At 71.6% G+C, this 20,509-nt stretch carries 18 protein-coding genes; 2 read left to right on the top strand and 16 right to left on the bottom strand.

From position 1 onward, the window contains the following. Window positions 1-65 precede the first annotated feature (65 nt). Window positions 66-1,616 carry an ABC transporter substrate-binding protein gene (locus ACIBQX_RS22515; RefSeq protein ID WP_397007449.1) on the top strand — a complete coding sequence of 517 codons (1,551 nt, stop codon included), beginning with the start codon at window positions 66-68 and terminating at the stop codon, window positions 1,614-1,616. Between the two features lie 97 nt (window positions 1,617-1,713). Here ACIBQX_RS22515 and ACIBQX_RS22510 read toward each other — a convergent pair whose 3' ends face one another. The 7 genes from ACIBQX_RS22510 to ACIBQX_RS22480 all read right to left on the bottom strand — a co-directional run bounded on the left by ACIBQX_RS22510 (window position 1,714) and on the right by ACIBQX_RS22480 (window position 10,311). Further along, on the bottom strand, window positions 1,714-2,694 hold the full coding sequence (locus tag ACIBQX_RS22510; RefSeq protein WP_397007447.1) for an ABC transporter ATP-binding protein: 981 nt from the start codon (window positions 2,692-2,694) through the stop codon (window positions 1,714-1,716). Beyond that, window positions 2,691-3,662, bottom strand: a complete 972-nt coding sequence (locus ACIBQX_RS22505; RefSeq protein WP_397007445.1) for an ABC transporter ATP-binding protein — start codon at window positions 3,660-3,662, stop codon at window positions 2,691-2,693. The genes ACIBQX_RS22510 and ACIBQX_RS22505 overlap by 4 nt, the downstream gene beginning before the upstream one ends. Before the next feature lie 8 nt (window positions 3,663-3,670). Continuing rightward, on the bottom strand, window positions 3,671-4,564 hold the full coding sequence (locus ACIBQX_RS22500) for an ABC transporter permease (protein WP_397007443.1): 894 nt from the start codon (window positions 4,562-4,564) through the stop codon (window positions 3,671-3,673). Then, window positions 4,530-5,456, bottom strand: coding sequence for an ABC transporter permease (locus ACIBQX_RS22495; protein ID WP_397007441.1), 927 nt, complete (start codon window positions 5,454-5,456; stop codon window positions 4,530-4,532). The genes ACIBQX_RS22500 and ACIBQX_RS22495 overlap by 35 nt, the downstream gene beginning before the upstream one ends. Before the next feature lies 1 nt (window position 5,457). Then, window positions 5,458-7,053: an ABC transporter substrate-binding protein gene (locus tag ACIBQX_RS22490; protein ID WP_397007439.1), complete on the bottom strand. Its 1,596-nt coding sequence runs from the start codon at window positions 7,051-7,053 to the stop codon at window positions 5,458-5,460. A 99-nt stretch (window positions 7,054-7,152) separates the two neighbouring features. Beyond that, a complete protein-coding gene (locus ACIBQX_RS22485; RefSeq protein ID WP_397007437.1) occupies window positions 7,153-8,625 on the bottom strand; it encodes an amidohydrolase in 1,473 nt (490 codons plus the stop codon). Window positions 8,626-8,703: 78 nt separating this feature from the next. Then, window positions 8,704-10,311 (bottom strand): PucR family transcriptional regulator, encoded by a 1,608-nt coding sequence (locus ACIBQX_RS22480; protein WP_397007435.1) that lies wholly within the window; start codon window positions 10,309-10,311, stop codon window positions 8,704-8,706. Between the two features lie 103 nt (window positions 10,312-10,414). On the opposite strand from ACIBQX_RS22480, the gene ACIBQX_RS22475 reads away from it, so the two are divergent. After that, window positions 10,415-11,743: a M14 family zinc carboxypeptidase gene (locus ACIBQX_RS22475; RefSeq protein WP_397007433.1), complete on the top strand. Its 1,329-nt coding sequence runs from the start codon at window positions 10,415-10,417 to the stop codon at window positions 11,741-11,743. A gap of 53 nt (window positions 11,744-11,796) precedes the next feature. Here ACIBQX_RS22475 and ACIBQX_RS22470 read toward each other — a convergent pair whose 3' ends face one another. The 9 genes from ACIBQX_RS22470 to narH form a co-directional block, all read right to left on the bottom strand. Beyond that, the gene (locus ACIBQX_RS22470; protein WP_397007431.1) at window positions 11,797-12,393 is read right to left on the bottom strand and encodes an FMN-binding negative transcriptional regulator; all 597 of its coding nucleotides are present in this window, start codon (window positions 12,391-12,393) and stop codon (window positions 11,797-11,799) included. 92 nt (window positions 12,394-12,485) lie between these two features. Continuing rightward, on the bottom strand, window positions 12,486-14,108 hold the full coding sequence (locus tag ACIBQX_RS22465; RefSeq protein ID WP_397007429.1) for a cytochrome bc complex cytochrome b subunit: 1,623 nt from the start codon (window positions 14,106-14,108) through the stop codon (window positions 12,486-12,488). A 118-nt stretch (window positions 14,109-14,226) separates the two neighbouring features. Then, window positions 14,227-15,273, bottom strand: coding sequence for a S1C family serine protease (locus ACIBQX_RS22460; protein WP_397007427.1), 1,047 nt, complete (start codon window positions 15,271-15,273; stop codon window positions 14,227-14,229). A gap of 22 nt (window positions 15,274-15,295) precedes the next feature. Next, window positions 15,296-16,447: an SDR family oxidoreductase gene (locus tag ACIBQX_RS22455; protein ID WP_397007425.1), complete on the bottom strand. Its 1,152-nt coding sequence runs from the start codon at window positions 16,445-16,447 to the stop codon at window positions 15,296-15,298. Window positions 16,448-16,522: 75 nt separating this feature from the next. Further along, window positions 16,523-17,095, bottom strand: coding sequence for a TetR/AcrR family transcriptional regulator (locus ACIBQX_RS22450; protein WP_397007423.1), 573 nt, complete (start codon window positions 17,093-17,095; stop codon window positions 16,523-16,525). A 20-nt stretch (window positions 17,096-17,115) separates the two neighbouring features. Then, the gene (locus ACIBQX_RS22445) at window positions 17,116-17,421 is read right to left on the bottom strand and encodes a DUF3040 domain-containing protein (protein ID WP_397007421.1); all 306 of its coding nucleotides are present in this window, start codon (window positions 17,419-17,421) and stop codon (window positions 17,116-17,118) included. A 70-nt stretch (window positions 17,422-17,491) separates the two neighbouring features. Beyond that, window positions 17,492-18,214, bottom strand: a complete 723-nt coding sequence (narI, locus tag ACIBQX_RS22440) for a respiratory nitrate reductase subunit gamma (protein ID WP_397007419.1) — start codon at window positions 18,212-18,214, stop codon at window positions 17,492-17,494. After that, entirely contained in the window at window positions 18,211-18,834 is a 624-nt protein-coding gene (gene narJ, locus ACIBQX_RS22435; protein ID WP_397007417.1) for a nitrate reductase molybdenum cofactor assembly chaperone, read from the bottom strand. The genes narI and narJ overlap by 4 nt, the downstream gene beginning before the upstream one ends. Further along, window positions 18,831-20,492, bottom strand: a complete 1,662-nt coding sequence (gene narH / locus ACIBQX_RS22430) for a nitrate reductase subunit beta (protein WP_397007415.1) — start codon at window positions 20,490-20,492, stop codon at window positions 18,831-18,833. Before narH ends, narJ begins: the two co-directional genes overlap by 4 nt. Window positions 20,493-20,509 lie beyond the last annotated feature (17 nt).

The raw sequence follows: 20,509 nt of genomic DNA, 5'->3' as shown, positions 1-20,509 counted from the left end.
CTATGGACACTTCCCCTTATCTTTGGCGGATTTACCCGAATCCGAAGCGGTTTCCGAAGAAGCGTGTGCACTGGTGGCGGCTGGCCGTCGCCCTCACCCTCGTGCCCGGCGTGGTGATCGTCACTCCCTGGGTGTGGGACAGGCTCTTCTGCCGTCCTGGGCTGCCGGTGAGCGAGGTGTGGGGGCAGGGAGGGGAATGTGTCGGGCTCAGCGCCGGACCGTACGCCTTCGATCGCCCCGAGCTCGCGGGCGTGATGACGAAGATCGCCGAGCAGAACGAGGCCGCGAAGGAGGGCTCGTGCGCCCGCGGCACCAAGCCGGTGACGGTCGGCGCGCTGGTCACCCTGACCTCGGTGGAAGCCGGCGGCAGAGCCCTGCACCAGCTCGAAGGCATCGCCGCGGCGCAGGCGATCGCCAATGAGACGGGCTGCGTACACCCGATCCGCCTGCGGGTCGCCCAGATGGGAGCCAGTGAGCAGGCGGCGACCGAGGTCGCCGAACTCCTCGCCGGCGAGGTGAGCGCCGTCGTCGGCATGGGGCTCAGCCTGCAGCAGACGGCCGACGCCGTCGACGTGCTGGCGAAGCACAAGATCCCGATGGTCGGCGATGTCATCACGGCGGAGGGTTTCGACAGAAACGGCTCCAAACAGGACAATCCTGACTTCAGGAGGTGCGACCCGTCGCACACCTACCAGGACGGCGTCGGCCAGGGATACTTCCACCGCGTCGCCTATCGCAACGCGGTTCAGGTCGATGAGCTCGCGAAATACCTGGAGTCGGCCACTCTGGACTCGGCCGGTCTGAAGCCGGCCCCGGGGGAGTCCGGCCAGAAGACGCTCAAGGCGACGCTCAAGATCGTCATGACGCCGATCAGCATGGATGACCCGTACACGTGCACGACGTTGCCCCTCCTGCACGCCAGGTTCGGCCCTCTGCGGCCGGTGGAGTTCGATCCCCTGGACCCGACGACGGTGAAGGACACAGCGGAGAGCATCTGCGCCGGCGAGGGGTCCGTAAGCGTCTTCTACGCCGCGCGGGCCAGCCATTTGCCGGAGTTCCTCAAGAAGCTCGCGGACGAGTCCGAACGCGGGCAGTGCAACAAGCTCACCAATCTCGTCGTCATCAGCACCTCGGACGCGGCGAGGATGCGCGCCGTGGAAGTCGACCCGAAACTCGACAAGTCGCGCACGGCGGCCCTCGGCACGCCGAAGTTCATGAACGGCGCCATCCGCCTGATCTACACGCCGCTGGCCGATCCTGACGTGCTGCCGGACGGCCTCGGGCTGAAGAGCCTGCGCACGTCGTTCGACGACCGGATCTACAAGGCCGCGGACCTGAACAGCGGCTGGGCGATCACGGGCTTCGACGCCATGACCACCGTGGCCGACGCGGTCAACGCGCTCTCCGCGCTGGAGCCGGTCACCTCCTCCCGGATCAAGGCGGAGATCGGCAGATTCGTCAAGGGCGACCGGTCGGTCAGCGGCGCCAGCGGGAACATCACGTTCGACGGCAACGGAAACCGCGACGACTCGGTCCCCAGCGTCGTGCGGCTCTGCTCCGTCATGGGCGGCGAGCCCAAGACCGTGTCGGTCTACCCGGACGAAGCACCGTGCTGACCGGCGGAGTCCGGTTCCCACGAGGCGCTGCCTACGGCGACCAGGGCCAGGAAGTGGTCCATGGCGGCGGGCGAGGTCGCGGGGCCTCGCCCGGGGCTCAGCCGGCCGAGGCGAGGTGGCAGGACACCTGATGTCCCGGCGCGAGCTCCACCGGCTCCGGAGTCCGCTCGGCGCACACGTCCACCGCGACCGGGCAGCGCGGGTGGAAGGAGCAGCCGCGCGGCGGGTCGAGCGGGCTCGGCGGCTCGCCCTCCAGCAGGTCGTCCAGGCTCCCGCGCAGGGCGGGATCCGGCACGGGCGCGGCCGCGTGCAGGGCCAGGGTGTACGGATGGGCGGCGTGGGCGTACACCCGGTCCTGAGGGCCGGTCTCGACCACGCGCCCGAGGTACATCACCGCGACCCGGTCGGCCAGGTGGCTCACCACGCTCAGGTCGTGCGCGATGAACACGTACGCCAGCCCGAACTCCCCGCGCAGCCGCTCCAGCAGGTTCACGATCTGCGCCTGCACCGAGACGTCGAGCGCCGACACCGGCTCGTCGCACACCAGCACCTCGGGCCGCAGGGCCAGCGCCCTGGCGATGCCGACCCGCTGCCGCTGCCCGCCGGACAGCTGGTGCGGGTAACGGTCGCCGTGGTCGGGGTTGAGCCCGACCACCTCCAGCAGCTCGCGCACGCGCCGGTCGCGCTCGCCGCGCGGCGCGAGGTCGGGATTGACGTCGTACGGCTCCCGCACCGCCGCCGCGACCGTCATCCGGGGGTCGAGGGAGCCCGACGGGTCCTGGAAGATGAGCTGGACGTGCCGCCTGGCCCGGCGCAGCTCGCCGCCGCGCAGGTCGCTCAGCGGCATGCCGAGCACGTCCACCCGCCCCGAGGTGGGCCGTTCGTGCGCGGTGAGCATGCGCGCCAGCGTGGACTTGCCGCAGCCGGACTCGCCGACGATGCCGAGCGTCTCCCCGGCCCGCAGTTCCAGGCTGACGCCGTCCACCGCCTTGAGCACGCCCACGGTGCGGCGCATCGGCCCGCGCCGGACGGGGAAGTGCTTGACCAGGTCGGTGACGCGGAGCACGGTCTCGCTCATGCGCTGCCCACCCTTTCCCACTCGTGGCAGGCGGTGCGCCTGCCGTCGCCGAGGTCGTGTTCCGGGGGCGCCTGCTTGCAGGCGTCGGCGCCGTACCGGCAGCGGGGGCGGAAGCGGCAGCCGGGGTCGGGCACGGACAGGTCCGGCGGCGCGCCCGGGATGACCGGTAGCTGCCGCCCGCGCAGGTGCGGGCGGGGGATGGCGCCTAGCAGCGCCTCGGTGTACGGATGGCGGGGCGCGGCGTAGATCTGGCCGGTGGCGGCCTGCTCGACGACGCGGCCCGCGTACATGACGGCGACCTGGTCGGCGACCTGGGCGACCACGGACATGTCGTGCGTGATGAGCACCAGCGCGGTGCCGTGCTCCCGCTGGATCTCGGCGAGCAGGCGGAGGATCTGCGCCTGGACGGTGACGTCGAGCGCGGTGGTGGGCTCGTCGGCGATGATGACGTCCGGCCGCAGCGCGATGGCCAGGGCGATGCCGACCCGCTGGCGCATACCGCCGGAGAACTGGTGCGGGTAGTCGCCGGCGCGCCGCGCGGCGGCCGGGATGCGCACCTGCCCGAGCACGTCCACGGCCGCGCGCCGGGCCTCGGCGCGGGACATGCCGCGATGCTCCCGGAACAGCTCGGCGATCTGGTAGCCGACGCTGAGCACCGGGTTGAGCGCCGACAGCGCGTCCTGGAAGACCATGGAGATCGTGGTGGAACGCAGCTTGCGCCGCTGCTCCTCCGGCAGCGCGAGCAGGTCCTGTCCATGCAGGAGTACGGTTCCGGCCGTGATCTGGCCTCGGGGCGGCCTGACCAGGCCCATGATCGCCCGGGCGGTCACGCTCTTGCCGCTGCCCGACTCGCCGAGAAGGGCGAGGGTCTGCCCGGCGGCGACGGAGAAGCCCACGCCGTTGACGACGTGCGTGGCGCCGAAGCGCACGTGCAGGCCGGACACGGCGAGGATGGGTGGCTCTGGCACGACGGCTCCTAGCTCAACCGGGGGTCGAAGGCGTCGCGCATCGCGTCGCCGATCAGGACGAAGCCGAGCACCGTCACGGTCAGGAACAGCGACGGGAAGATCAGCAGGTGGGGTGCGGTGGTGAAGTACTGCTGGGCGGTGTTGAGCTGCACGCCCCAGGAGATGGCCGGGGTGCGCAGGCCGACGCCGAGGAAGGTGAGGGCCGATTCCGAGGCGATGACGGTGCCGATGCTCACCCCGGCGAGCACCCCGACGGGGCCGAAGGAGTTGGGCAGCACATGGCGCAGCAGCACGCGCGGGGTGCTCGCGCCGACGCCGCGGGCGGCGGCGACGTACTCGCTGGCGGACGTGGCCAGCACCGAGCCGCGCATGACGCGGGTCAGCGTCGGCCAGCCGAACAGGACGAGCACGGCCGCGACCGTGACCTCGTTGTGCACGCTGAGCATCTGCAGGATGACGATCATGCCGACGAGGGCGGGGAAGCCGAAGAACACGTCCGTGATCCGGCCGATGACGGCGTCCACCCAGCCCCTGAAGTACCCGGCCAGGCAGCCCAGCAGGACGGCGATCGCCAGCATGCCCGCGGTGGCGAGCACGGCCACCAGGACCGACGAGCGGGCGCCGTACACGACGTTGCTGTAGAGGTCGCAGCCCTGGATGTCGAAGCCGAACGGGTGCCCCGCGCTGGGCGGCTGCCCGCTGCGGGACAGCTCGCACGCGCGCGGGTCACCGGCGCCGAACCAGCCGGCGAACAGCTGGGGGAAGGCGGCCATCGCGCACACCAGCACGGTCACCACGGCGGCGACCAGGAACGCGGGCCTGCGGAGCAGCGAGCGCCACGGCCCGTCGCGGCGGGCGGCCGGGGCCTCAGCCGAGGCGGATACGAGGGTCGAGAAGGCCATAGAGCAGATCCACCAGAAGGTTGACCAACAGGAACACGATGACGAGGACGGTCCCGATGCCGACGACGACCGGGCCGTCGTGCTGCGGGATCGCGGTGTAGATCTGGTAGCCGAGGCCGGGCAGGTTGAAGATGCCCTCGATGAGCACGGTCCCGCCCAGCAGATAGCCGAGGCTGACGCCGAGCAGGGAGACCACCGGGATCAGCGAGTTGCGCACCACGTGCCGGGACAGGACGGCCAGGCGGGGCAGGCCCTTGGCGACGGCGGTGTCGACGTGCTCGGCGCCGAGGCTGTCCAGCACGCTGGTCCGGGTCAGCCGGGCCACCTCCGGCAGCCCGTACAGGGCCAGGACCAGGCCGGGCATCAGGTACGCCAGCGGCCAGCCGGCGTCGGTGCCGGAGGTGGGCAGCCAGCCGAGCTGCACGCCGAAGATGATCTGGGCGACGTAGGCGACGACGAAGAACGGCACGCCCATGATGAGCGTGGTGCCCGCCAGGATCACCATGTCGGTGCTGCCCCGCCGGACCGCGGCCAGCACGCCCAGCAGCACCCCGGCGGTCGCCATCATGAGCCAGGCGGTGACGCCGAGCTGGACGGTGACGGGCCAGCCGGCGGCGATGATCTCGGCCACCGGCCGGCCGCTGAAGCTGGTGCCGAGGTCGCCGGACAGCAGGCCCCGCAGGTAGAGGCCGTACTGCACGAGCAGCGGCTCGTCCAGGTGGAACTGTTCGCGCAGCGCCTGCGCGACCGAGGGCGAGATCGCCTGGTTGGGCCCGGCCAGCGCCCGGATGGGGTCACCGGGCAGGGCGTAGACCGCCATGAAGATGATGAAGGTGGTGCCGAGCAGGACGGGGATCGCCATGACCGTCCTGCGCAGCACGTAGGCGCCCACCTCAGCCGACCTTGACCGCCGCCAGCCGCACGCCGCCCAGGAACTCGGGCGTGACCCCGCTGATCTTGGCCGAGTGGGCCAGCGCGCCGGTGGGCTGGAAGAGCGGTGACAGCGGCAGGTCCTTGAGCGCCTGGGCGGTGGCCTGCTGGGTGACGGACAGCACCTGGTCCTCGGGGACGTCGGCGGCCTTGGCCATCAGGTCCGCGAAGGCCGCGCTGTCGTAGCCTGTGACGTTGGCGGCCGATCCCTTGGTGAACAGCTGGTCGGCCAGCGCGTACAGGTGCGGGTACCCGGCGCCCATGTAGAGCAGGACGGGACCGTCGATCTTCTGCGCGTCGAGGTTCGGGTAGAGCTGGTCGACCGGCTGCGCCTGGGTGGTGATCGCCTCGATGCCGAGGTTGGTGCGCAGCTGGTTGGCGATGGCCTCCAGGATGGTGGAGTTCAGCGGGTCCTGGTAGGTCCAGAGCTTGAGCGGGCCGTCCCAGCCGCCCGCCTCGGCCAGCAGCGTCTTGGCCTTGGCCGGGTCGTAGGAGCACACCTCGCAGTCGGCCTCGCCGCCGCCCGGGACCGCGGTCCCGGCCAGGCCCTTGGCCGGCGAGCCGAACCCGCGCAGCAGCGTCTTGACGATGGTGTCGCGGTCCACGGCATGGGAGAAGGCCTGCCGCGTCTTCAGGTCGGCGAAGCGCTTGTCCCACATCGGGAAGCCGAGGTAGATCACGGCGGGGAAGGGCACCTGCACGAGCCGGTCCTTGAACTGCGTCGAGGCGCTCGGCAGGTTGTTGCCGGTGACGAGGGTGACGTCCAGGGCGCCGGACTGCAGGTCGCGGTAGGCGGCGTTCTCGTCCTGGTAGGACTTGACCTCGATGCGCTCGGACTGGCCCTGGTCGCCCTGGTAGGCGGCGAACCGCTTGAGCGCGATCTTGGTGGCCCCGGTCGTCACGCCGGCGCCGTCGATCTGGTACGGCCCGTTGCCGACGGGCTTGAGGTCGAAGGCGTTCAGGTCGGCGAAGGCCGCCTTCGGCATCGGCGCGAAGGGCGCCTGCGCCAGCATGTACGGCAGCAGCGACAGCGGCTTGTCCAGCGTGACCTTCAGCGTGGTCGGGTCGACGACCTCCACGCCGGACAGCGTCTTGGTCTTGGGCTCGCCCTTGGCCGGGTTGAGGTCGGTGTAGCCCTTGAAGGGGATGAACATGTAGTTGTTGGTGGCGGCGTTCGGCCCGTAGGCGGTCGAGTTCCACGAGTCGGCGAAGGACTGCGCGGTCACCGCCTCGCCGTTGTGGAACGTCCAGCCGGCGTTGAGCTTGATCGTCCAGGTGGTGTTGTCGGTCGTCTCGATGGAGGCGGCCACGGCGTTGACCGCCTTGCCGGTGGCCGGGTCGACCCGGGTGAGCGGGGTGAACAGGGCGGAGTCCAGGTTGCTGCCCGCGGCCTTGCCCGGCGAGAGGTGCGTCAGGAAGTAGGAGGTCACCCCCACCGAATAGGCCGACGGCCCGGCGGTGGCGCCACCACTTCCACCCTGCCCTGCCGAGCAGGCCGTGACGGTGAGCGTGATCGCGAGGAGTGCCCCCGCCCATCCGCGGCGTGATCGAAGTGTCATGCGTGACCTCCAGGGGCGCTGTGGGGGAGGGCACGAGAGTCCCACAGCGCTCCCAGGCGTGACATTGTCGAGAGAGTTGAACCCGGACGGGTGCCTTTGTCACATGGAACAGCGGGTGAACAGCGAGGGCGAACGGTGGGTCCACCGGCCGCCGAGCAGAGTCCCGACGATCTCGATGCCGCGCAGCGCGGCCGGGCCGAGGTCGGCCGGATCGGACGCGGTGAGCATCAGATCGGCGGGATCGCCCGGCCGCACCCCCGCCCTGCCCCTGCTGGCGGCCGGCAGCGCCGCGGACAGGGGGATCGCCTGCTCGGGATGCCAGGGGGCGCGGTCGTCGTCGGTCCTGGAGATCGCCGAGGCGATGCCGTCCCACGGGTCCAGCGGCGAGACCGGCGCGTCCGAGCCGAGCTCCAGCCGCGCGCCCGCCGCCAGGAGGTCGGCGTAGGCGAAGGCGCGGCCGGTCCTGCCGTGCCAGTGCAGGTCGGCCACGTCCCTGTCGTCGGGCGCGTGCGCGGGCTGCACCCCCGCCACCAGGCCCGGCTTGGCGAACCGGGCGAAGTCCGCAGGTCGGAGCAGCTGGGCGTGCTCGATCCGGCCGGGGCACCCGACGCTGTCGAAGGCGTCCAGCGCGATGCCCGCCGCCAGGTCGCCGATGGCGTGCACGGCCGGATGCAGGCCGTGCGCGAAGGCCCGCGCCATCGTGGCGCGCAGGTCCTCCGGCGGGGTCTCCAGCAGCCCGTGTGAGCTCGTGCCCGGGTAGGGGGTCTCGCAGTAGGCGGTCCTGGTGTTCAGCGAGCCGTCCACGAAGATCTTCAGCGGCCCGACCTCCAGCAGGCCGCCGGAGCCCGCCACGACCTCACCGGTGCGCAGACCTCGATCGATGGCCTCCTCCAGCCGCCCCTTGGGGATCGTGCAGGTGACCCGCACGTCCAGGCGGTGCTCGCGGCCCCGCCGGGCCCAGTCGGTGACGTTGTCGGCCAGCTCGAAGTCCTGCAGCCCGACGACGCCTCGCGCGGCGGCGGCCGTGGTCGCCTCGGCCACCCAGCGGTCCAGCTCGGCCGCCGGCGGCGGGGGCAGCTCGGCCACCGCCGTGTAGCACTCCTGCTCGCGCAGCACCCCGGTCGGGTGATCACCCCTGCCGATGAGGGTCAGCGCGGCAGGGCTGAGCCAGGCGGTGTGCAGGTCCTTGCTGATCATCACGATGGGTCTGCCGGGGGCCGCGGCCTCCAGCATCGCCTTGCCGGGGGTGTCGGGCCACAGCCCGTCGCGGAATCCGTACCCGACACTGAGCCCCGAGCAGGGCAGCATCAGGGAGACGGCCTCGCGCGCCGAGCGCGCGCCGCTGAGGTCGACGCGGCGGCGGGCCTGCGCCCACTGGACGGCGTGCACGTGCGCGTCCCACAGTCCGGGCAGCAGCGTGGCGCCCTGAACGTCCACCGACTCGTCGGCGGGAGGCGGCTCGGCGCTCACCTCGGTGACGAGGCCGCCGGCGATCAGGACGTGGCGGATGGGGCCGCGCGGGCCCATCCGCGCGTTGCGCAGCAAGAGAGAGGACGAGAGAGAGGAGGACATGGCCATGACGTTAGGAGTGAGGGCGCCGCCCGCTCATCGTTGAAAGCGGACGTCCCCCGGGGGGCGGCTTGTTCCCTTCTACAGCTCGCCCGCCAGTTGCAGCAACCGCAGCTGGAGCCAGACCACCAGGCGGTCGGTCGGGTCGCCCAGGTCCAGCGCGAACAGCTCCTGCAGCCTGCGCACCCGGTAGCGCAGCGTGTTCTCGTGCACCGACAGCTCGGCGGCGGCCTTGGCGGCCTCGCCGAAGGCGTCCAGATAGGCCAGCAGGCTGGCGGCGTGCGTGGTGGAGTGGGCGGCGTCGTGCTCCATCATCCTGCGCACCGGCTCCAGCAGCCGGTCCCGCTCCGCGCCGCCGCGTTCGACCAGGTCGAGCAGGGCGATGCGGCTGCGCACCTGCTCGTCGGTGGCGACCGACGGAGTCGTGCCGCCGCTCTCGGCCAGCACCTGGACCACCCGCTCGGCGAGCCGGCCGGAGGCGGCGGCCAGGCCCAGACCCTGCACCACCGGGCCGATGCCCGCGTGCAGCCCGACCCGCGCCGACTTGAGCACCGCCGACGTCACCTCGGTGACGGACTTGACGAGCTGCTCAACGGAAGTATCGGCGATCATCGGCAGCAGGGCGTGGATGCGGCCGCCGCCCATCGTGCACGCCGACTCCGGATGCCCCGCCTCGCAGGCCAGGCTCACCAGCTCCAGCACCCCGGCCATCGCGGTGCCCGGCTCGGCCGTCGGCGCGGCCGGCGCGAACACCACCACGGCGACCGGCGTGTCCGCCGGCAGGCCGAGCCGGGCGGCGGCGGCCGTCTCGGAGGTGTGGCCCTCCAGCAGCGCGCGCAGCGTCTCGGCCCGATGCCAGCGGCGCGGGTCGACGGGGGTACGCGCCCGCAGCAGGTGCAGGGCGGCGATCCTGGCGGCGTCGTCCAGCAGCCGCATCGCCTCCGGCTCGACCCCGGGCACCCCGTCCAGCACCCAGATGAAGCCGAGCAGCTGGGCGCCGGCCCGCACCGCCGTGGCCAGGCGCGGCGTGTGCCCGTCGAAGAGGCTGTCGAAGCGCACCGGCCCGTCGGCGTTGAACACCCGGCCGTACTCGGTGCGGTTCGTCGGCCGCTGCGGCGTCCTGCGGCCCAGGATGCCCTGCTTGCGGATCTCGTCGATCTCCTGGCCGGGCAGGTTGGAGTAGCTCAGCACGTTGCCCTGCGGATCCTCGATGCAGGTCGCGCCACCGATCGTCGAGGCGATCACGTTGGCCAGCGCGAACAGGTCACCCATGCCCACCGAGGAGTAGGTGGTGCCGGCCGCGCCCGGCCCGGCGATCGCGGTCGTCAGCAGCGCGTCCAGCTGCCGCCACGGCAGCCGCTCGGGGGCGATGAGCAGGGCGACCTCCGCCTGTTTCGCCGCCGTGACCAGCGGGGCGAGGTCGGCGCCGCGATCCTTGACCACGACCGCGTGATAGCCGTTCAGCCCCGCCTGCCCGACCAGCTCCGCCGTCGCCGAGCCGACCGCGAGCAGCACCCGGCCCGCCCCCTCCTCAAGGTGGTCCGCGGGGTCGTGCACCTCCGGCTCGCCCACCGTGACGGGCGCGCCCTCGGGCAGGTACGCGGCCGACAGCACATGACTGCCGAGCGTCTCCAGCACCTGGTCGAGCAGGGGTTGGTACGGCCTGGCCATCGAACCGTCAGCACCCATGCGGGCTAGGCTCTCACCGGCTTGACGATTCCGACAAGTCGCCGTCTCGGACGTTGGGACCTGCGACGATGCCCGGCGCCCGGCTCGTCTCGCACACTGGAGCGTGCTCGACGAACTCGACTCCGTCCCCGCCTTCGACCGCTTCGCCACCGTGGACGAGGTGCACGAAAGCCTCGCCGCCCTCGCCGACGGCCACCCCGGCGTGGCCGGCCTGCGCCGGATCGGCACCTCCCGCCTCGGCGACCCCCTGCTCTGCCTCACCGTGGGCGACGGCCCCCGGCACGCGATCGTCGCCGCCGGGCCGCATCCGAACGAGCCCATCGGCGGCCTGACCGTCACCCATCTGGCCACCCGGCTCTGCACCGACGCCGACCTGCGCCGCGCCACCGGCTACACCTGGCACATCGTCGGCTGCCTCGACCCGGACGGCACCCGCCTCAACGAGGGCTGGTTCGCCGGGCCGTTCACCAAGGCCCACTACGGCAGGCACTTCTACCGGCCGGCCCCCGACGAGCAGGTCGAATGGACCTTCCCGTTCTCCTACAAACGCTCCTACTTCGACCGGGTGCTCCCCGAGACGCTGGCCCTCATGCGGCTCATCGACGACACCCGGCCGGCCTTCTTCACCACCCTGCACAACGGCGAGTCCGGCGGCGTCTTCTACTACCTGAACCGGCCGGTCCCCGAGCTGCACGCCGTGCTGAAGGAACTGCCCGGCAGATACGGCGTGCCGCTGCACGCGGGCGAGGCCGAGCATCCCGCGGTCCGCTCCTTCGAGCAGGCCATCTACCAGGCCCCCACGATGGAGGACGCCTACGACTACCTGGAGGCCAACGGGCAGGACCCGGTCCCGCACATCGGCGGCGCGGCCAGCGACTCCTACATCAAGAAGTACGGCACCCTCGGACTGACCGCCGAGATCCCGTACTGGACCGAGCCGGAGGCCGCCGACACCTCGCCCGTGGGCCGCTCCTACCGTGACCTGATCCAGGAGCAGGCCAAGCGGATGCGCGAGACCCACGAGATCCTGGACGCGACGCTGTCCGCAGTCAGCGGCGACCTGGTGACGGCCTCGCCGTTCCTCAGTGCCAGCAGGGCGTTCGTGCCGATGCTGGCGGATTGGGCCGAGACCGACGAGCGGCGGGCCGTCGACCCCTCCGGAGACCGGCCCGCGACCGTGGCCGAGGTGTTCTCCTGCCGGGACAGCCTGGCCAGCGCGCGGCTGCGCTTCGGCGGGATCCTGCTGAGGGCGCTGGAGGGTGAGATGGCCGTCGGCAACGGCACTCCCGTCATCCGCGCCAGGGCCGGCGAGCTCGCCGAGCTGCACGCGCGCTGGTGCGAGGAGAGCGAGACCGCCGCCCGCACGATCCCCATCCACGACCTGGTGGCCATCCAGTACGGCGCGATCCTGGCGGGCGCGGCCCACGCCTGACGGGTCAGGGCGCCCGGCGGTGCGGCACGCGGCATGCGGCCCGCGCTTGAGGGTCAGGGTGTGCGGCGGTGAGCTTCCCGCATCGCCGCCACCAGGGCGCCCTCGGCCAAGCCGGCGATCACCCGGTCGGCCAGCTCGGCGGGCTTGTCCTGGCTGAGCTTGGCCTTGCCCACCGCCCGATCCGGCACCAGCCGGAACCCGGTCACGGCCGGCAGCAGCCGGTGCGCGTACTCCTCGACGCCGGACAGCCGGAACGGCCGCGGCCGATCCCGTTCGTAGTGGTCCACGCTGTCGGACAGCACCTGGTACGTCTCCTCCGGGCCGAGGATCTCCGGCGTGCCGTACAGGTGCACCGTCACGTAGTTCCACGTCGGCACGTACGGCCCGTCCTGGTAGAGCGTGGGGGAGACGTACCCGTGCGGCCCCTGCACCACCACGGCGACGGGCCGCTCGCCCAGCCCGTGCAGCTCGGCGTCCGCCCTGGCCACGTGCCCGACGATCTCCGGCCCGGCCGTCGCGGGGTCGGGGATGATCGGCACGTGGGAGACCACGGGACCGCCGTCGCTGACCAGCAGCGCCCATCCCTGCTCGGCGATCAGGGCGCGCAGGGTGGCGGGCTCGTTCAGGGCGAAGATTGGTTGTTCCAGCACAAGGCCATGAAACCCGCAGGTCGCGGCCGGCGTCAGCGTGGCCGGGGACAAGCCTGGGCCGCCCGGCTTGCCGAGTTCGACAAGCCGGCGGGTCAGCTGCGCGGCGGCTCGTCCCGTCCGGCGGGCACCTTCGCCTCGTGCTCCTCCTCGTGCTTCTCCTCCAGGGGCGCCTTCTCGCCGCCGTAGGCCCGGCTCATCCTGGTGCGGAGCCGGCCGATCAGGCCGCGCGCGGTCTCGGGCGGCACCTGGCCGTCGCCGTCCGCTCCCGGCAGCATCGGGATCGGCTTCTTGCCGCGTACGTGCGCCGCGAGGTCGTCGGCGGGCGGCGCGTGCACCTCGACGAACTCACCGTGCGGCAGCCGCGTGATCACCCCGGACTCCACACCGTGAGCGAGGACCCGGGCGTCGGCGCGCTGCAGGCCGACGCAGATCCGGTAGGTGACGACGTAGGCGATGGCCGGGCCGAGGAAGAGCGCGAACCGGCCGATCCAGGTGGTCCAGAACAGTGGGATGTGGAAGAAGGCGGAGAAGAGGTCGTTCGCCCCCATGATGGTGAGGATGGAGAAGAACGTGACGCCGGCCACGCCGATGGCCGTGCGGTGCGGGTTGTTGCGCGGCCGGTCGGCGATGTGGTGCTCGCGCCGGTCGCCGGTGATCCACTGTTCCAGGAACGGGTACAACGCCAGGCCGGTGAAGATCAATCCCAGCGGCACCAGCGCCGGGATCAGCACGCTGAGCGCCAGCGTGAAGCCGAAGGCGTTGATCTCCCAGGAGGGCATCAGGCGCAGGGCTCCCTCCAGGAAGCCCATGTAGAAGTCGGGCTGCGATCCGGCTGAGACGTCGGCCGGGCTGTAGGGGCCGTACAGCCAGATGGGGTTGATCTGGGCGAAGGTGGACAGCCCGGTGAGCACGGCGATGGTGAACAGCGTGTACGCGCCCGCCTTGGCCATGAACGCGGGGAAGAAGGGCGCGCCGACCACGTTCATCTCTGTACGGCCCTTGCCCGGCATCTGGGTGTGCTTCTGCACCCACATCAGGATCAGGTGCGCGGTGATGAGCGCCAGCAGGAGGCCCGGGATGAGCAGGATGTGGATCGAGTAGAACCGGGGGATCACCACCTCGCCCGGGTACTCGCCGCCGAAGAGGAAGAACGACAGGTAGGTGCCGATGACCGGGATCGACAGCATCACCCCCTGGGTGATCCGTAGCCCGGCACCCGACAGCAGGTCGTCCGGCAGCGAGTAGCCGGTCAGGCCCTCGACCAGGGCCACGGTGAACAGGGTCAGGCCGATCAGCCAGTTCAGCTCACGCGGCTTGCGGTAGGCGCCGGTGAAGAACACCCGGAGCATGTGCACCATCAGGCCGCCGATGAACAGCAGCGCCGCCCAGTGGTGGATCTGCCGGAGCAGCAGCCCGCCGCGCACCTCGAAGCTGATCTCCAGCGACGAGGCGTACGCCGCCGACATCTCGACGCCCCTCAGCGGCGCGTACGGGCCGTCGTAGGTGACGTGCTCCATGCTCGGGACGTACCAGAAGGTGAGGAACGTGCCGGTCAGCAGCAGGACGATGAACGCGTACAGTGCGATCTCGCCCAGCAGGAACGACCAGTGGTCCGGAAAGACCTTGCGCAGGTTCCGCTTGAGGAAGTTCGCCCCGCCCAGACGCTCGTCGAGAAACCGGCTCGGCCCCGCGACGGCTTTGCTGATCTTGGTCATGTACGGGCTCCAATCAACCTTCCCGACCGCCATCGCACGTTGTCGCGAGCGGCCGGCCCAGACTCCACGCCGATCTGGGGGGCCATCTTGAGCAAGCCTTGCCCGGCCGCGCGGCCCCTCATGACGCCGGAGCCTCGCCGATCGTGACGTCGACCTGCTCGGTGGATCCGTCACGCTGGACCTCGACGGTCGTCTTCGTACCCGGCCGGAGGTCACGCAGCTTGTCGACGACGTCCTCCGAGGTGCGGACCGGCTGCCCGGCGAAGGCGGTGATCACGTCACCCCGCCGGAGACCGGCGTCGGCGGCGGGGCCGCCCCTGACGATGGAGGTGATGATGGCGCCACCCTCGGTCCCGACGTCGAGGGACTGGGCGATCTCCGGCGTCAGCGTCCGCAGGCCGACGCCGAGGAAGGAGTGGGTGACCTTGCCCTTGTCGAGCAGCTGGTCGGCGGCCCAGGTGACGACGCCGGCGGGGATCGCGAAGCCGATGGACACCGCGCCCTCCTGCGGCGGGATGTAGGCCTCGTTGATGCCGACGACCTCGCCGCGGGCGTTCACCAGCGCGCCGCCGGAGACTCCGGGCGAGATCGCGGCGTCGGTCTGGATCAGGTCGACCAGGGCGTGGCCCGCCTGCGCCGAGTCCGGCACCTCCCGGTCCAGGCCGGAGATGATGCCGGCGGTCACCGTGTTCTCGAAGCCCAGCGGGCTGCCGAGGGCCAGTGCGAGCTCACCCGGCACCGGCAGCTTCGGCTGGAAGGTGGCCGGGTGCAGGTCGTCCCGCTCGGCCTTGACCACGGCCAGGTCGGTGCGGGCGTCGGTGGCCAGCACCCGGCCGTCGGTCCGCTTGCCGTCGGCGAAGGCCACCTGGACGCGCCGCTGGCCCTCGACGACGTGTTCGTTGGTCAGGATGATGCCGTCGGCGCGGTAGACCACCCCGCTGCCCAGCGACCCGGGGGTGAAGATGGTCACCACCGACGGCTCCACCTGCCGCACGATGCCGGGAATGCGGCTGAACAGGCCGTCCGGGCTCGGCGAGCTCTGCGGTCGTTCGGTGGCCGTCGGACTCGCCGGCGGAGATGCCGGTGGGCTCGCTGGAGCCCCCGTTCCGCACCCTGCCAGGCAGGCGATGGCGGTCAGCGTCGCGAGCAAGCGAACCAGGCACATGGCGGTTGCCTACCCGGCATACTCACGTCAAACGGCCGAAGCGGCAGCGACCTGGGCGACACGCCGTCGTCAGCGAGGTAGGTCCGGACCCCGGTGACCTGGTGGAACCCGCCGGCCGGGCGTCCTGGCCGAAGCGGTCGGCGACGAGCCGGTCGGCCCAGCGGCGCAGGGCGTCGGCCACGGGCGGGTGGCGCAGCCCGACGGCGTCGGCCGACGAGGTGTCGTAGCGCTCCTCGGACAGGAACGTCAGCGTCTCGGGGTCGGCTCCGGTCAGCGCGCGCGGCAGTCGCCGTACGAGACCGACCGGCAGGAGCAGGCGCGGCGCGCGCACGCCGAGGTGCCGGGCGAGGAGCGCGACCAGCTCGGGCAGCTCGGGGGTGGCGTCGTCGAGGACCCAGTGGGCGTGGTACGGCCCACGGTCGTGCTCGGGCACGGCGGCCAGGAAGCGGGCGAGGTGGTCGACGGTGACGACCGGGACGAACGTGCGCCGGGTGCCGGGCAGCGCCGGGAGCCGGCCGGCCCACAGCTGCCGGACCAGATCGGCCAGGCCGAGATACTGCCCGGCCTCGCCGGTGACCGAGTGCCCGATCACGGTGGCGGGATTGACCGTGGTCAGCGGGATCCCCTCCTTCTCCGCGATGGCGCGGACCGCCGCGTCACCCTCGCGCTTCGACGCCTCGTACGCGCCGTAGCGCCGGTAGAGGCCGGCCAGCCGGTCCTCCGACGCGGGGTGGGTCAGCGTCTCGGCGACCCGGTAACCGGACACGTGGACCAGCCGCCGCAGGTGGGGGCGGGCGCCGGCCCAGCGCAGGACGTTCAGGGCGCCGTCGACGTTGGCGCGCCGCGCTTCCTGCCGGCTCAGTCCGAAGCGGAAGGTGCCGGCGGTGTTGAAGACGTCCCGTACCGAAGCCAGCCGATCCTCGACGTCCCGTACGGGATTCAGCCGGTCGTCCTCGGACAGCCCGAGCCCTGTCCGGGTGGTGTCGGCCGGGACGACGGTGAGAGCCCGGTCGTCCACGCCGTGCTCGCGCAGCCAGGCGCGGAGCTCGGCGTCACGGGTGGGGCCGCCCCGGACGGTGGCGGCGACCGGCCGTCCCCGAGCGAGCAACTCCGCCGTCAGCCAGCGGCCGACGAAGCCGGTCGCGCCGACGACCAGGGTGTCCGGTTCCTGCACGATGACCACTCTTCCTGTAGACCGATCTACATAATCTGAAGCCATGCGAACGGCCTTGCCGAAAGGCCGTCGGGTTCAGGAGCCGAGCAGGGCTCCCACCGTACGCCGGGCCCGCTCGATCGGGGTCCGGCTGCGATGGGCGCGGGCCAGCACCAGCGCCCCCTCGATCAGGGCCAGCAAGGAGCAGGCCAGGTCCTCGGCGTCCCCGGCGGCGTGGCCGTCGGCGGCCAGGCGGTCGGCGAGCGCCCGCTGCCACCCGTCGTAGGCGTCCGCGCAGACCTTCTGGAGCGGGTCGTTGGTGGCCGCCACCTCCAGGGCGACCGTCGCGATCGGGCAGCCCTTGGAGTACGCCGCCTCCTCCATCCGGTCGGCCAGGGCGTCCAGCAGTGCCTCGACCAGTGCCCGGGTGTCGGGAGCGCGCTCCGCCAGGTCGCCGATCACCGTGTCGATCTCCCGCGCGGAGGCGGTGAGGGCCTCGGCGGTCAGCTGATCCTTGCCGCCGGGGAAATGGTGGTACAGCGAGCCCCGGGGAGCCTTGCCGGCCTCGATCACCTCGTTGAGGCCGGTGCCGAAGTAGCCCCGCGCCTCCACCAGCGTGCGCGCGGCGTCGATCAACCGCGCCCGCGTCTGGTCACCCTTGACCGCCATGCGGCTAAAGCTAGACCGATCTACATAATTTGCGCAACTTTCGTGACCGAAGGCTGCTCACAGGGGCCCTGTGCGCCGCGACAGGCCTCCTCCGGCGTGGTCACCGTCATGACGAGGCCGATCACGAACACCACGTAGGCCAGGACGGCGAGCACCCACCACGCGGCCAGGCCCATCGAGAACTTCCGCCGGGGCCCGAACCGCGCGGGCTGTGCGGGCTGTGCGGACTGCGCTCTGGTCAGCAGGGCGTCGAGATCGGGGTCGTCGAAGGCCAGCTGCTCCTCGATCTCCTGGAGCGCCCGTTCTTCCTCACGTGAAAGGCCCATGACCGCAATGTCGCCTCCTGATTTACCCCCTTTCTTGCAGTATGCGACTTTCCGTCCGTGGAGAGAAGTGTCAGCGGGAGGGCTCCCAGCCGCGCCGGGGTGGACGGGCGCCGGCCGGTTGCTCGTCGCGGCTGCGGTAGACCACGTAGGGCCGGGTCAGATAGCCGACGGGCGCGGTGAGCATGTGCACGAGCCGGGTGAACGGCCAGATGGCGAACAGCACCAGCGCGCTCAAAGCGTGCAGCTGGAACAGCAGCGGCGCGCCCGCCATCAACGCCGGATCGGGGCTGAGGTAGAAGATCGACCGGAACCAGGGGGAGATGGTGGTGCGGTAGTCGTAGCCGCCCCCGACGACGTTGGCCGCGACCGTGGCGGCCAGGCCGAGCACGATGGTGATCGCCAGCACCACGTACATCAGCTTGTCGTTGCGCGTGGTGGCGGTGAACACCGGCCCGACGGTGCGCCGCCGGTAGATGAGGATCGCCAGGCCGCCCAGGGTGGCGATGCCCGCGATGGTGCCGAGCACGACGGCGACCACGTGGTAGGCGGCCTCGCCGATGCCCACCGCCTCCGTCCAGCTCTTCGGGATGACCAGCCCGCCGATGTGGCCGAGCAGCACGACCAGGATGCCGAAGTGGAACAGCGGACTGCCGATGCGCAGCAGCCGCGACTCGTACATCTGGGACGAGCGGGTCGTCCAGCCGAACTTGTCATAGCGGTAGCGCCACAGGTGCCCGAGCACGAACAGCGTCAGCGCCACGTACGGCGCCACCACCCACAGCAGGATGCTCACCGGGATGCCTCCATGACGGCGTAGGGTTCCAGTCCGACCTCCTCGGCCGGCGGCCCCTCGGCCGCCAGCCGCAGCGTGGCCTCCTGCTCGCGCCGGCCGGCGGGGGGCAGCGTGGCCGTGACGGCGGCCACCACGTCCGCGTACGGCGAGCGCTCGTCCGCCAACGCGGTGCGCAGCAGCTCCAGCCCCGCCCGGTGCTCCCGCAGCAGGCGGCGGGCCTCGTGGACGGCGCCACGAGCCGACAGCTCGCACACCACCGCCACGTGATCGGGCAACTCACCGTCGGCGAGCTCGAAGCCCGCCGCGCGCAGCGCGTGCTTGAAGCGCAGCAGCGCCCCGCCGCGCTTGCGGGTGTCGCCGTAGGAGTAGTACGTCAGGTACGGGCAGCAGCGTCGTTTGAGGTCAAAAGTCGCCACATAGTGGGCGGCCAGGTCGCCCTGGGCGGTGACGGCGGTGTGGTCGAGGAACCCGGCCAGGCGGTCCCGCACCTCCCCGGCGGGCAGCGTGGCCACCGCCTCGGCCAGCACCCGCCGGGCGTCGTACAACCGGTCGTCGGGATAGCCGAGCAGCACCGAGGCCACCAGGTGGGCGGTGCGCAGCTCGCTCTCGCGCCACGTCATGATCCTTCTCCGTTCCGCTTCGGGAACAGCCCGTCAGGCGTGCCCTTGCCGTCCCAGTTGAGGAGGTTGACCCGGCCGCGCAGCTCGTCGGCGTCGCCCAGGTCGTCGCCCGCCTGCCGGTCGCGCAGCGCGTGGAAGTTCTCCACGGCCACCGGGTCAGGCGTGCCGGACGCCTCGCCGAACGGGCCGCTCATGCCGGGGCCGCCCTCGTAGTCGAGGCTGCAGCCGGTGGCCAGTTCCTCCAGTTGCCGTCCCTGCTCGGCGTGGGCCGTGGGGATGACGTACCGCTCGTCGTACGGAGCCAGGGCCAGCAGCCGGTGCATGTCCTCGATCTGCCGGCCGGCCATCCCCACGGCGGTGGCGATCGACTCGTCGGGGGCCTGGCCGAGGTTGAGGCGGCGCATGTAGGAGCGCATGGCGGCCAGCCGGTTCAGCACGCCCTTGACCGGCTCGGGGTCGCCGGCGGTGAACAACTCGGCGAGGTACTCCACCGGGATGCGCAGCGCGTCGATGGCGCCGAACAGGTTGCCCGCGTCCTCCCCGTCGTGGCCGGTCCTCGTCAGCACGTCCACCACGGGCGACAGCGGCGGGATGTACCAGACCATCGGCATCGTCCGGTACTCCGGGTGCAGCGGCAGCGCCACCCCGAACTCGAAGATCAGCCTGTGGACGGGCGAGTTCCTGGCCGCCTCCAGCCAGTCCTCGGGGATGCCCTCGGCGCGGGCGGCGGCGACCACCTCGGGGTCGCGCGGGTCCAGCAGCACGCTCTTCTGCGCCTCGAACAGGTCCTTCTCGTCAGGCACACTGGCCGCCTCGGCGACCTTGTCCGCGTCGTACAGGATGATCCCGATGTAGCGCAGCCGCCCCACGCAGGTCTCGGAGCAGACGGTGGGCAGGCCGACCTCGACGCGGGGATAGCAGAACGTGCACTTCTCGGCTTTGCCGGTGCGGTGGTTGAAATACACCTTCTTGTACGGGCAGCCGGTCACGCACATCCGCCAGCCACGGCACCGGTCCTGGTCGACCAGCACGATGCCGTCCTCGGCCCGCTTGTACATGGCGCCGGACGGGCAGGAGGCCACGCAGGACGGGTTCAGGCAGTGCTCGCAGATGCGCGGCAGGTAGAACATGAACGCCTGCTCGAACTCCAGCTTGACCTGGTCCGACAGCTTGCGCAGCACCGGGTCGGCGGGGGCCAGCTCCGGGGCGCCGCCCAGGTCGTCGTCCCAGTTCGCGCTCCAGGTGATCTTCGTGGGCTCGCCGGAGATCAGCGACCTGGGCCGGGCGACGGGGGTGTCCTCGGTGGCCGGGGCGGAGAAGAGCCGGTCGTAATCGTAGGTCCAGGGCTCGTAGTAGTCGCCGATGGACGGCATGAGGGGGTTGGCGAAGATGGTGAACAGCTTGCGCAGCCGCCCGCCCGCCTTCAGCTTGAGCCGGCCGCGCCGGTTCAGCTCCCAGCCGCCCTGCCACTTCTCCTGGTCCTGGTAGGTGCGGGGATAGCCCTGACCGGGGCGGGTCTCGACGTTGTTGAACCAGACGTACTCGGTGCCCGCCCGGTTGGTCCACGCCTGCTTGCAGGTGACCGAGCAGGTGTGGCAGCCGATGCACTTGTCCAGGTTCATCACCATGGCCAGCTGCGCCATGACCTTCGGGCTCATTGGTCGTTCACCCTCCT

Origin of the sequence: Nonomuraea sp. NPDC049714 (genome assembly GCF_044465295.1) — a bacterium.
GTDB lineage: Bacteria > Actinomycetota > Actinomycetes > Streptosporangiales > Streptosporangiaceae > Nonomuraea.
The sequence above is the reverse complement of the archived record's forward strand: the minus strand, read 5'-3'. Positions and strand labels throughout refer to the sequence as shown.